This window comes from Bacillus safensis (genome assembly GCF_039619585.1).
Lineage (GTDB): Bacteria > Bacillota > Bacilli > Bacillales > Bacillaceae > Bacillus > Bacillus safensis.
The window spans coordinates 1421181-1435024 of the sequence record NZ_CP154909.1; the positions used below are offsets into that span (position 1 = coordinate 1421181).

The 13844-nt window shown below is 41.2% G+C and carries 10 protein-coding genes; all 10 read left to right on the forward strand.

The features are described 5' to 3' along the window. Positions 1-5: 5 nt before the first annotated feature. Entirely contained in the window at positions 6-731 is a 726-nt protein-coding gene (locus AAYR28_RS07260; protein WP_041117315.1) for a DUF881 domain-containing protein, read from the forward strand. Then, a complete protein-coding gene (locus AAYR28_RS07265) occupies positions 731-1099 on the forward strand; it encodes a small basic family protein (protein ID WP_003210988.1) in 369 nt (122 codons plus the stop codon). Before AAYR28_RS07260 ends, AAYR28_RS07265 begins: the two co-directional genes overlap by 1 nt. Positions 1100-1258: 159 nt before the next feature. Beyond that, entirely contained in the window at positions 1259-2581 is a 1323-nt protein-coding gene (gene ftsA, locus AAYR28_RS07270) for a cell division protein FtsA (RefSeq protein WP_034281692.1), read from the forward strand. 33 nt (positions 2582-2614) lie between these two features. Next, positions 2615-3760 carry a cell division protein FtsZ gene (ftsZ, locus tag AAYR28_RS07275; RefSeq protein WP_024426931.1) on the forward strand — a complete coding sequence of 382 codons (1146 nt, stop codon included), beginning with the start codon at positions 2615-2617 and terminating at the stop codon, positions 3758-3760. 302 nt (positions 3761-4062) lie between these two features. Further along, positions 4063-8379 carry a S8 family peptidase gene (locus tag AAYR28_RS07280; protein WP_061109807.1) on the forward strand — a complete coding sequence of 1439 codons (4317 nt, stop codon included), beginning with the start codon at positions 4063-4065 and terminating at the stop codon, positions 8377-8379. Between the two features lie 250 nt (positions 8380-8629). Further along, positions 8630-9559, forward strand: coding sequence for a sigma-E processing peptidase SpoIIGA (spoIIGA, locus tag AAYR28_RS07285; protein ID WP_061109808.1), 930 nt, complete (start codon positions 8630-8632; stop codon positions 9557-9559). 58 nt (positions 9560-9617) lie between these two features. Next, positions 9618-10337, forward strand: coding sequence for an RNA polymerase sporulation sigma factor SigE (gene sigE, locus AAYR28_RS07290; protein ID WP_007499746.1), 720 nt, complete (start codon positions 9618-9620; stop codon positions 10335-10337). 143 nt (positions 10338-10480) lie between these two features. Next, complete coding sequence (gene sigG / locus AAYR28_RS07295; protein WP_034317964.1) at positions 10481-11260, forward strand: RNA polymerase sporulation sigma factor SigG; 780 nt, start codon at positions 10481-10483, stop codon at positions 11258-11260. Between the two features lie 150 nt (positions 11261-11410). Further along, entirely contained in the window at positions 11411-12349 is a 939-nt protein-coding gene (locus AAYR28_RS07300) for a sugar-binding transcriptional regulator (RefSeq protein WP_061109809.1), read from the forward strand. Positions 12350-12593: 244 nt separating this feature from the next. Further along, positions 12594-13838 carry an NAD(P)H-dependent oxidoreductase gene (locus AAYR28_RS07305; RefSeq protein WP_061109810.1) on the forward strand — a complete coding sequence of 415 codons (1245 nt, stop codon included), beginning with the start codon at positions 12594-12596 and terminating at the stop codon, positions 13836-13838. The last annotated feature ends 6 nt before the right edge of the window (positions 13839-13844 follow it).

A 13844-nucleotide genomic window follows, 5' to 3' on the forward strand; every position in this document is an offset into this window, starting at 1 on the left:
TGGTGTTGAGGAAAAAGAAGCCTTTACTTAGTTTGACAGCCTTAATGGTGATATTCGGCATCATGGTCTCCATCCAATTTAATTCATTGCAAAAGCCCAAAGTTCGTGATACTCGCGATGTGTGGGAGCTAAGAGAGGATTTATCTGCATCTAAAAGTAAAGAATTGGATTTACTGAAAGAAATTGATAAATACGATGAAATGCTGAAAAAGTATGGTCGTCAAGGAGATCAATCAAAAGAAGCTCAACTAACTAAAACATTAAAAGATTTAAAAGAAAAGGCTGGTTTTACAGAAGTGACAGGGGAGGGAATTGAAGTTGACATCTCTCAGCTCTTCTCCAAGGATCTGACCGGGGAAGAAGTGAAAAATATCCCCCCTGATCTTCTGAAAAAGCTAATCAACGAAGCCAATATGTATGGAGCAAAACATATTTCTATTAATGACCACCGTGTGATTAATACAAGTGTGATTCGAGATATTAATGGTACGACGAAAATGGATGGCTACAGCTTAGATGGTGATGAAGTGACCATCAAGATGATCAGCGACCAGGCCGACAAATTATACAGCCGTTTAAATGTATCAGATATTGGTGATTTGTTTGCTCAGGAAAATTTCGGCTTAAGTATTAGCCAGCCGAAGCAGCAAATTCAATTAAAAGCATATGACGGTGCAATTCAGTTAAACGAGTTGAAGCCTCTTGACGATGTAAAGGAGGGAAAATCTTAATGTGGCTTCCTGTACTTGGCTTAATCATAGGAGTTGCGATCGGTTTCTTAACAAATTTTACGATACCGAATGAGTATTCTAATTATCTTTCCCTCGCTGTACTTGCTGCGCTTGATACATTGATTGGTGGAATCAGGGCACATCTGCAAGGGGCATACGATGAACTAGTGTTTGTATCAGGCTTTTTCTTTAATATTATACTTGCAATAAGTTTAGCTTTTCTGGGCGTCCATCTTGGTGTAGACTTGTATTTAGTCGGAATGTTTGCTTTCGGCGTTAGATTGTTTCAAAATATAGCAGTTATTCGCAGAATTCTACTAACAAAATGGACAATTTCTAGAGAAAAAAAGAAAAAAAGTGAGTCATAAAAAAGGATATACATATGATGTAACGAATATTTTCAGTAATCCTAATAAAAAATGTTGATTTTTTAAGTTTTGTTACACACTTGTAAAAACACATTCATTGTATTGTTGTTCAGCAAATAATAGAATAGAAAGTATTGATATGTGAGGAGGTGCCATAGAATGAACAACAATGAAATTTACGTCAGCCTTGACATCGGTACATCCAATATAAAAGTCATCGTCGGAGAAATGGCGGATGATTCGCTTAACATTATAGGTGTTGGAAATGTCCCTTCAGAAGGGTTAAAAAAAGGATCGATTGTTGATATAGATGAGACAGTTCATTCTATTAGACAAGCATTTGAACAGGCTGAAAGAATGGTAGGTTTTCCTTTACAAAAGGCGATTGTCGGAATTAACGGAAACCACATTCATATTCAGAACACGAGCGGCGTGGTCGCAGTATCTAGTGAAAACAAAGAAATACATGCTGAAGATGTGAGACGTGTCTTAGATGCTGCACAGGTAGTATCTATTCCTCAAGAACATCTCGTCGTAGACGTCATCCCGAGACAATTTATCGTCGACGGAAGAGATGAGATCACTGATCCGAAAAAAATGCTTGGTGTTCGGCTAGAGGTGGATGGAACGTTAATTACAGGTTCTAAGACGATTCTACATAACTGGCTCCGATGTGTAGAAAGAGCTGGAATTGAAATTATGGATATTTGCTTGCAGCCGCTCGCATCGGGCTCAGCAGCATTATCGAAAGATGAAAAAAATCTAGGGGTAGCTCTCGTCGATATTGGCGGCGGATCTACAACGATTTCCGTATTTGAAAACGGGCATCTCTATTCTACTCACAGTATCCCTTTGGGCGGAGAGAACATTACAAAAGATTTGTCTATAGGACTTAGAACTTCTACTGAAGAAGCTGAACGAATCAAAAAACAATTTGGACATGCGTTTTATGATGAGGCATCGTCTGAGGAAACATTTGAAGTTTCTGTCATCGGTACCGATCAGAAACAGACGTATACACAGCTTGAAGCGGCTAATATCATCGAGGCGCGGCTGGAAGAAATCTTGCTCTTTGTGGCAGAGGAATTAAGAAATATGGGTGTCCATGATTTGCCTGGAGGATTCGTTTTAACAGGTGGACAGGCAGCTATACCAGGTATCCTTTCTCTTGCACAAACGGTCTTGCAAAACAATGTTAGAATTGCAAGTCCGAATTATATTGGGGTGAGAGAACCTCAGTATATGACAGGAGTGGGTCTGATCCACTTTGCTTATCGCAATGCAAAGATTCAGGGCAGACAGGTTGGATTCCAAATGCCGGATGAGGCGTTTCATGAAGTAGGCGCATCCATGGAGCCGGTTTCTTCTGCACCACAAGTGAAAGAAGCGCAGCCAAGACCGAAAGTAAAACAAAAAGCACAAGAAGAGACAAATAAAAAACCGGGCAAAATGAAAAAACTATTTAATATGTTCTGGGAATAGAATTAGATTTTCGACGGATTAGGAGGATTCAGCATGTTGGAGTTTGAAACAAATATAGACGGCCTAGCATCAATTAAAGTAATCGGAGTAGGTGGAGGCGGAAATAACGCTGTCAACCGAATGATCGAAAATGACGTACAAGGTGTCGATTTCATTGCAGTCAACACAGATGCACAGGCTTTAAATCTATCAAAAGCAGAAACGAAAATGCAAATCGGTGCTAAGTTGACAAGAGGGCTTGGAGCAGGTGCGAATCCTGAAGTCGGTAAAAAAGCTGCTGAGGAAAGCAAAGAACAGATTGAAGAAGTATTAAAAGGCGCAGACATGGTCTTTGTTACTGCTGGTATGGGCGGTGGAACTGGTACGGGTGCTGCACCTGTCATTGCAAAAATCGCAAAAGATTCTGGTGCATTGACAGTTGGAGTCGTGACTCGTCCTTTCACATTTGAAGGAAGAAAGCGTCAGCTTCAAGCAGTTGAAGGAATTGCTTCTATGAAAGAAGCAGTTGACACTTTAATTGTGATTCCAAACGATCGCTTGCTTGAAATTGTTGATAAAAACACGCCAATGCTTGAAGCATTCCGTGCAGCAGATAACGTGCTACGACAAGGTGTTCAAGGGATCTCAGATCTTATTGCCACACCAGGTTTAATTAACCTTGACTTTGCTGACGTGAAAACGATCATGTCCAATAAAGGTTCTGCTCTTATGGGTATCGGTGTTGCGACTGGTGAAAATCGTGCCGCTGAAGCTGCGAAGAAAGCTATTTCTTCACCACTTCTAGAAACGGCAATCGACGGTGCACAAGGTGTCATCATGAATATTACTGGTGGTACGAACCTAAGTCTTTATGAGGTACAAGAAGCAGCGGACATTGTGGCTTCTGCATCTGATGAAGATGTAAACATGATTTTCGGTTCTGTCATTAATGATAACTTGAAGGATGAGATTGTGGTAACCGTGATCGCAACTGGATTTATTGAGCAAGAGCCAGAGGTGTCAAAACCACAAAGAAATCCATTAGGGCAAGGATTAAAGCAAAATCAATCCATTCCTCAAAAACGTGAAGTAAAACGTGAGGAACATCAGCAGTCATCATCTCAGCCGAGACAAAATACACAATCAAGCGATGATACGCTGGATATCCCAACGTTCTTGCGCAACCGTAATAAACGTTAATCGAGTATCACTCATCCCCTTCCACCGGAAGGGGATTTTTTCATGTCCAATATATAAAGAAACCCGCATCACTACTAATCAAAAAGTCTTAAATGTGTCTGGATTACTTTATCCAACATATGTATTTCGACTTAGAGTGATTAAGTAAAAAGAATCATTTTTAAATCCTATTACAAAAAGCGACAAAATGATGAACTTTATTTGACTACATTAAATAGAACACCATGAATCTTGTCATGAACAAAGGAAAGGGAGGAGTTAAACCCATACACTGTTTGACCATTTGAGGAGGAGGGATTTGATTGAAAGTGAAGTTTCGCAAAACCGCCGGCTATCGTTTGATGAGTCTTTTGGTGATTGGTACTTTAACGATGACAAGCTTTGGGATGGTTCAAGCAAAATCGACTTCTACCTCATATCAAGAGGAAGCTGTTTCCTCCAAGAAAACAAAAGCAAAGATCTCATCTAGATTAATGAAACAGTTTCAACAAGAAGACAAGGTGACCTTTTTAGTCAAAATGAAGGAACAAACCAATGTCAAAAAAGTGGCGAAGGATGCTGTGTCAAAGGCCAAAAAACAGAAGTTAACAGCAGCTAAAACGCAGTACACAAAAAGATCAGCTGTCGTATCAGAACTAAGAGCGACGTCTGAAGAGACGCAAGAAGCGCTGCTTGCTTATTTACAAAAGGCACAAAAGAAAAAGCAAGTGAAGGATATTCATTCGTACTATATTGTAAATGGTCTCGCTGTGACGGGAACGAAAGAAGTCATGGAAAAGGTGGCTTCCTTCCCAGAAGTAGATCAAGTGCTGCCAAATGAAATCCGTCAAATCCATCGTCCTGTTGATTTGAAAACTTCAAAGAAAAACAAACAAATCAAAGCAGCAGATGGAATCGAGTGGAACATTTCTCAAGTTCATGCCCCAGAAGCGTGGGCTTTAGGCTATGACGGAACTGGTACCGTTGTGGCAAGTATTGATACAGGTGTGGAATGGGATCATCCTGCATTAAAAGAAAAATACCGTGGATTTGATCCTGCACGTCCGAATGAACCTTCTCATGAATTCAATTGGTACGATGCAACGACAGGTTCTGAAGCGCCATACGATGATTTAGAGCATGGTACACATGTAACGGGAACGATGGTTGGCTCTGAGCCAAATGGAGAGAATCAAATTGGAGTCGCACCAGGTGCAAAATGGATCGCGGTGAAAGCTTTCTCAGAAGATGGTGGATCAGATGCTGATCTGCTTGACGCAGGTGAATGGATTTTAGCTCCAAAAGATAAAAACGGAACCCCTCATCCAGAAAAGGCGCCAGATGTGGTCAATAATTCTTGGGGCGGTGGGCCTGGTCTTGATGATTGGTATAAAGATGTGGTCAATGCTTGGAGAGCAGCGGACATCTTCCCAGAATTTTCAGCTGGTAATACGGATTTATTTAACCCTGGCGGTGAGGGATCTATTGCAAATCCTGCGAACTATCCCGAAGCCTTTGCGACGGGTGCAACAGATCAAAACAACAAACTGGGTTCTTTCTCTTTGCAAGGTCCCTCTCCATATGGGGTCATGAAACCAGATATTGCGGCCCCAGGGGTAAACATTCGTTCTTCTATTCCAGGGAAAGGATATGAGGATGGCTGGAATGGAACCTCGATGGCAGGTCCGCATGTTTCAGCTGTTGTGGCTCTTCTGCGCCAAGTACAGTCAGATCTGTCTGTTGAAGAGATTGAAGAAATTCTCATTGATACTGCAAAACCACTGACAGATCAACAATTCCCGGAATCCCCTAACAATGGCTATGGGGCAGGATTAGTTGATGCAAAAGAAGCGATTACAGCATTAACAGATGGAATTGGCAAGATTGAAGGGCAGGTAACAAAAGAAGGAGAAGATACAGAACCACCTGTATTTTCTCATAAAGGACCGAATGAAATTTTTGCCTCTACGCCAACACCTCTTAGTATTACAGCAGAAGATGAAGTAGCTGTGACAAATGTCTCCTTGAGCTATCAAGTGGATCAAGGGAAAAGGGAGACGCTTCAAGCAAAACGAACGGATGGAAATCATTTAAAAGGGACATATGTTGTCCAGCTCCCAGAACTTGAGGGGGAAAACGTCACGTACCGATGGATTGTGAAAGATTTTGGAGAAAATGAAGCCGCATCAGAACCGTATACGCTTCCGATTAAAACATCCATCACGACTGGCTACTCGCAAGATTTTGAAGCTTGGCCAAGTGGATGGTTCAGTGGTGGAACAAAAGATCCTTGGCAGTGGGGGAAGCCGACCACAGGTCCGAAACAGGCCTTTACTGGAGATCATGTCTACGCTACAAACCTAGACAGTCCTTATGAAAATCAAACAGATGCTCATTTATCTATGCCGATGATTGCTGTACCTGAGTCAGGATCCTCCTTTTTACAATTTCAATACTGGCATGACCTTGAAGCAAATTATGACTATGTGCATATTCATGTGCAGCCTGAGGGGGAAGATGCTGTCCAAGTGGCAGCCTACACAGGCAAAACAAGTGGATGGACAAAAGGAGAAGTTGATTTATCTGCCTACAAAGGTCAGAACGTGAGAGTTATTTTTCAGCTAAGAACGGATGGCAGTGTGACAAAAGACGGTTTTTATTTAGATGATGTGAAAATAACAGATCAAGCCTTGCCTCAAAAGGCAAAGAAACAACTTGGCGTCATCAAAAAAGAAAAGTCAGCACAGGAGCAGAAGAAACCCGTCGATCCGAAAAGTGCAAAGCCTGCTAAAATAAAAGAAAAGCATGTCCAGATGAAAAAGGAAAAAAGCTTAGATGCCCCATCTATCAAAGCTCTTCCGATGAAGGCAGAAATCAGTGTGCTTGAAAGCGGCAAGTCCACGTACACAGATGAAGCGACAGGGAGATATCAGCTTTCTCATGGTGCAGGGGAATTTACAGTGAAAGCTGAAGCATATGGCTTTGAATCACGCACACAAAAAGTCAATATTCCTGCAAATGATCAAGCAGAGGCAAATTTCTCCCTGCAGCCACTAGAAAAACGAACGATATCTGGCACAATTGTCAATGAAACAACGGGTGAAAAAGTAAAGGATGCTACGGTTTATCTTGTAGAGGATGCGAAAATTGAGCCGGTGAAAACAGATGAATCTGGCGAGTTTTCTCTAGAGGCATTGAGCGGTGTGTATACAGTCAAAGTATTTGCGAAAGGGTTTAAAGGATATTCGTTTACAGCCGATGTGACAGAAAAGCCGCTTGAAAAAGCAATCAAGCTGGAACCTTTCATCGGTTTTGCTGGCGAAATTGGCTACGATGACGGAACACCTGAAAATGCACGGGCGTTCTATGATCCTGGTAATGGCTGGGCGGTGAAATTTTCATTAGAAAAAGGGAAGAAACAAGCACAGGTCACAGGGGGGCTTTTTCGTTTCTGGACAACAGAGTGGCCAGCCCCTGGCGGGAATGAATTTGCGGTTGAAGTGTATGATGCTTCTGGGAAGGACGGCGCTCCAGGTGAGAAACTTGCTGGACCTTTCAAAGCGAATGCGCTGCGTAATGGAGAATGGACAAAAGTAGATTTAGAAGATCAAGCCATTACGGTGGATGGAGATTTCTATCTTGTCTATATTCAAACGAAAAAGAATACGGAATCTCCAGGCCTTGCAACAGATGAAGATGGACCAAATGCTGAAAGAAGCTGGCAGCTGACAAGCGGTGCCTTTTCTCCTTCCCCAAAAGAAGAGGGAAATTATATGATTCGTGCGCTTGTCCAATATGAAGCAGATGTACCAGAAATAACATCTCCAAAGGCTGGAACGATCACGAACAAAGATGAACTGGAGATTGAAGGCAAAGCCTCTCCAGGGCTTGATGTAGCGATCTATCAAAACGATGAAGAGATTGCCAAAGTGAAAGCAGATCAGTCGGGTGCTTTCAAAGAGAAGGTTACAGTGTCAAGCGGAGAGCATGTATTCACGGCTGCTACTGTTACGGATAAAGGCGCAACGAAAAAATCCAAATCGGTCAAGGTGATCATTGATCAAACAGCCCCAGTTTTAACGATAGATACACCAAAAAAAGGGGAAAAGTCTAACAAAGAATCACTCACTGTAGAAGGAAAGGTAACGGATGATCATCTTGATCAAGTCACTGTGAATGGAAAAAAAGCAGCAATAAAAGATAGGAAATATTCTGCAAGAATCCTGCTTGAAAACGGGAAAAATACGATCAAAGTAACAGCAAAAGATGCAGCAGGAAACAAAACGACTAAAAAAGTCGATATCGATGTTCAATACGAAGCGCCTGAGATTTCTAAGCTGACACCAGCAGAGAATGTCAATCTATCATCAGGTGAGTCTGTTAAAATTTCATTTAACAGCAGTGAAAAGCTAGACGCAACGTTTGTCATTCACATGCCGCTGACAAACGCGAGATCAAAGCTGCAAAATACAACAGAGCTGCCGCTTCGTGAGGTAGCCGGCGGAACATATGAAGGCTACTGGACAGCTACTTCTACCGCTAAAGCAAAAGGTGCAGTCATTGAAGTGATTGTGCGGGATGATTATGGAAATGTTACTCGACAAAAGGCTCCAGGCACATTAAATATCAATGAAAAATAATCCTTAAAAAAGGCACGACTCCTTGGAGCGTGTCTTTTTTCGTTTCGAATAATTGTTTGTATGCTTGTCCGGAAGCACACTCTCTTTCTTTGTGCTCTCATTCCTCGACAAAAACAATAACAATCCACCAAAAGTTCTCTATCATCCCCAACAAGAATTGACAGACTTCCATCTCTTGGCTGTTTTATACTGGTACAAACAAGTGCAAGTACTGCTTTTGATTCTTTGTTTCAGATGAAAGGAGCAGAAGGTGGTCATTTATTTAGATGTGATTTGGCTGTTAAACTTTTGTTTTGATCTATTGCTTCTCTTACTCACTGCATTTATTCTCAAACGACAAGTAAAAAAACGGCGATATATGTTAGGAGCTCTGATTGGATCGAGCATTGTTCTCTTGCTCTTTACACCATTTGCAATGTTTGTGTCACACCCTTTGGGCAAACTGCTTTTTTCTGTCTTGATCGTGCTTGCCACTTTTGGATTTCAAAGATTTCGATCCTTTTTTCAAAACCTGTTTGCTTTTTACTTTATCACATTTTTGATGGGAGGAGGCATGATCGGGGTTCATTCGTTTTTACAAACCAATACTGTTATTCAAGACGGGCTGCTGATTTCACAAAATGATGGCTTTGGTGATCCCATTAGCTGGCTTTTTGTTTTAACCGGCTTTCCAGCGATTTGGCTGTTTTCAAAGAAACGATTAGGAGAGGTCGGTGCGAAAAAAAGACAGTTTGATGAACAAGTCCTTGCGGAGATACACATTCAAGGAGAGACCATCCGCTTAAAGGGACTCGTCGATTCTGGCAATCAGCTGTATGATCCTATGACGAAAACACCTGTGATGATCGTTCAGGCAGATGAGCTCATGTCCATTTGCGGAGAGCCCTTTATAGAGCTTATGAAGCAGTCTCATCCTGTTGAAGTGATGCAAAAGCTCGATGATCAATTTCCGCTTCTTGATCGTTTAAGACTTGTTCCATATCGAGCGGTCGGTCATGATCACGGGTTTCTTCTATGCTTAAAACCAGATACGGTCATCATTTATTCAAAAACGCATATGATCCAGCCAGCCAAGTGTTTTGTAGGCATGAGTCTGAGCGGTTTATCAGCAGATCAGGAATTTCAATCCATCATTCATCCAGATATGTTAGATGGAAAAATAATCCAAGGGGTGTCTTAAGTTTTGGTGATGTCTTTTATCTTACGAGGTCAACTTGACATTTAGAAGGGAGAAGAAGATGAAAAAATTAAAATTTAAACTCACTTACTACTGGTATAAACTCCTCATGAAGCTAGGTCTTAAGAGTGATGAGATTTATTATATTGGTGGTAGTGAGGCGCTGCCGCCGCCATTATCAAAGGATGAAGAGCAGGAACTGCTTGTCAAATTACCAAAAGGTGATCAAACAGCAAGGGCCATCCTGATTGAAAGAAATTTGCGGTTGGTGGTCTACATCGCAAGAAAATTTGAAAACACAGGGATTAATATTGAGGATTTAATTAGTATTGGAACTATTGGTCTAATTAAGGCAGTCAATACATTTAACCCAGAAAAAAAGATCAAGCTTGCGACGTATGCTTCGAGATGTATTGAAAACGAGATTTTGATGTATTTGCGCCGAAATAATAAAATTCGTTCAGAAGTGTCGTTTGATGAGCCGCTCAACATTGATTGGGACGGAAATGAACTGCTTTTATCAGACGTACTTGGAACAGATGATGATATTATCACACGGGATATTGAAGCAAATGTAGATAAAAAACTTTTGAAAAAAGCGCTGGAGCAATTAAATGACCGTGAAAAACAGATCATGGAGCTCAGATTCGGCTTGGTTGGCGGTGAGGAAAAAACCCAAAAAGATGTCGCTGACATGCTAGGCATTTCCCAGTCGTATATTTCAAGGCTTGAAAAAAGAATTATTAAACGATTACAAAAAGAATTTAACAAAATGGTCTAAAAAAAATTTTTAAAAAGCTCTGTCCCTCTGCTGTCAAAGGAATCAACTTCTTTTCTCATGATTCTCGTCATCACTCGTGCATATTTTTCCATCCCAAGGAGATACTGAACTTTGTACAACAGCTCCTGTAGGGAGGGAAAAAAGTGTCCAGAAATAAAGTGGAAATCTGCGGAGTCGACACCTCCAAACTGCCTGTTCTGAAAAACGAAGAGATGAGAAAATTGTTCAGACAGCTGCAAGATGAGGGTGACGATACAGCAAGAGAAAAGCTAGTCAATGGCAATTTGCGGTTGGTTTTAAGTGTGATTCAGCGTTTTAACAACAGAGGCGAGTATGTGGATGATCTCTTCCAAGTAGGCTGTATCGGATTAATGAAATCAATTGATAATTTTGATTTAAGCCACAATGTCAGATTTTCAACTTATGCGGTCCCTATGATCATAGGAGAAATCCGTCGATACTTGCGTGATAACAACCCAATTCGGGTGTCTCGTTCACTAAGAGATATTGCCTACAAAGCGCTTCAGGTTCGTGAGAGGCTGATTAGTGAGACAAGCAAGGAGCCAACGGCAGAAGACATTGCCAAAGTGCTGGAAGTGCCTCATGAGGAAATTGTCTTTGCCCTAGATGCGATTCAAGATCCTGTTTCTTTGTTTGAACCGATCTATAATGACGGAGGAGATCCGATTTATGTGATGGATCAAATTAGTGATGAACGGAACAAAGACACACAATGGGTAGAGGAATTGGCCTTAAAAGAGGGAATGCGCCGACTGAATGATCGAGAAAAAATGATTCTTCGCAAACGCTTCTTCCAAGGAAAAACGCAAATGGAAGTCGCTGAAGAGATCGGGATTTCTCAAGCACAAGTCTCAAGACTTGAAAAAGCAGCCATCAAACAAATGAATAAAAACATCTTTTAAAGCCGCCGCTTCATGTGCGGCTTTTTTCATTCTTGGAAAGAGCACGTCTCTAGTATTGACTCTGTTATTTTTTTCATTTAATCTGTTTTTAACAAATGTTATTTAAGATATCATTTGTTAGGAAACACTTAAGCGGAAAGAAGGGTTATTATGACATTCCATGATGAAAGAAGGCTGCTCATTAAGGTTGCGCATATGTATTATGAAGAAGGCGCCACTCAATCTAAAATAGCAGAAGCGGTTGGGGTTAGCCGTTCGCTCATATCGAAATATTTGGCAAAAGCACGTGAAGCAGGAATCGTGGAAATCATTATTCATGATGAAATGAATCAACAATATGGATCTTTAGAAAGAAAAATAGAGCGGAAATACGGGCTGCGAGAAGTCGTCTGTGTGGAAACGCTCAGCCAAGAAACAACAAAAAGCCGAATCGGCGCTGCGGCGGCTGGCTTTTTATTAAAAGTCATGAAGGATGGACAAGTCATCGGTTTTTCCTCAGGAACCACTTTGCATGAAATGGCGAAAGCGCTTACGTCAGTTCAGCATTACCCATCTGTGACATTTGTTCCGCTTGTCGGGGGTGTGGGAAACGAAGATGTTGATATCCATGCCAATTATATTATTGCGAGATGCACAGAGGCACTCAAATCTAAATGTGAGTTTTTACATGTGCCTGTCATGCTTGATACGAAAGAAGCGAAGGATGTACTAATTCGGCAGCCGTCAATCAAAAAAGTGATTGAACTAGGAGAATCATCAAATATTGCGGTTGTCGGGATTGGCGGGGTTCCGCAGCATTCAACGATGGTGAAATCTTATATGACAAGCGGTGAGGAGGATATTCTTCAAGCGAAGGATGTAGCGGGTGACATTTGCTATAACTTTATTGATCACCAAGGGGAAGTGTATCCTCACCCATGGAACGACAGGGTAATGGGCATAAGCCCGCAAAAGCTGAAAGAAATCCCGCTTGTCATTGGTGTCGCTGGAGGAGAAGAAAAAGTTGAAGCGATCCGGGCAGCATTAGAAGGTGGATTAATACATGTATTAATTACGGATGAACGAACAGGAGATGCCTTATTAAAGTAACTACCTAATATGATTAGGTAGTTTTTTTGAGTCTTTAGACTCAAAAAGATTGAAAATTTTATCGATTTTAGCTTGACACAAAGTTGACACATCATATAAACTAAGTTCATAACAAATGATAAATAAAATAACAAATGTTACAAGAAACAGATTTTTGTTAATTTTTATAACATTTGTTAAAAGTTTCAGATTATTTTTCTAGCAATCTTCCCGAGAAGCAAGAAAACCTGAAAGGATGATTTAGATGTCAATCTATCAACAGTTGTTAGCTCGAGAACGCAGTGGAGATCCAATCAAAGTAGGAATTATTGGGGCAGGCCAAATGGGCTTTGGACTTATTTCACAAATTTCTAAAATTCCAGGCATGATTGTAGCAGGTGTTTGTGATATTCACCTTAGTGCAGCAGAGAAGGCAGCGAATTTTTACAAGCAGCATGCGAAGCCGCATCAAATGGTCGTCACAAATGATTATAGAGAAGTGATTCAATCAGATTCTGTGGAAGTTGTCGTAGATGCAACAGGAGTGCCAGAGGTCGGAGCAAACATTTCTTTGGAAGCGCTTAATTCAAAGAAACATCTCGTTCTTTTAAATGTAGAAGTTGATATTACCATCGGTTTGGTGATGCATAAATTATTCACAAATGCAGGACTTGTTTATTCTGGATCAGCTGGAGACGAACCGGCAGCAACACTAGAATTATATGAATTTGCAAAAACAATGGGACTTGAGGTGCTCGTTGCTGGGAAAGGCAAGAACAACCCATTCTTCCCAGAAGCAAATCCAGATACGTGTAAAGCAGAAGCAGATAGTAAACATATGAGTGCACATATGCTCGCTGCCTTCCAAGACGGAACAAAAACAATGGCAGAAATGAACTTATTAAGTAACGCGACAGGGCTTTTGCCAGATAAAGTCGGTATGCACGGAGTCGAAGCAAATTTAGAGAATGTAGCAGATAAATTGAATCAAAAACAACAAGGCGGCGTGCTCGATCACTTCGGAGTCGTTGAATATGTAAATGGACTTGCTCCAGGCGTATTCGTTATCGTCAAGAGTGATCTAGAGCCAGTAGATGAAGAGCTTCGTTACTTAAAAGTTGGAAAAGGTCCTCACTACACGCTTTACCGTCCTTTCCACTTAGCGAGTCTTGAAACACCTGTTACCATCGCAAAAGCGGTCTTACAGCATGATTCATCGATCCACCCGATTGGTGTACCAGTGTCAGAAACAGTCGCTGTTGCGAAAAGAGATATTAAAGCAGGGGAATCACTTGACGGAATTGGCGGATACTCCGTAAGAGGTGTACTTGAAACGCATCAAGACATGAAAACGAACGGTCACATTCCAATTGGCTTAATCAGCGGAAAAGTTGTAGCGAAAAAAGACATCAAATTAGGACAGTTCCTTACTCATGATGATGTAGAGCTTGATTCAAACACAACCGTCTGGAAGCTGCGTTCATTACAAGATCACTTATTTCAATCATAAGGACGT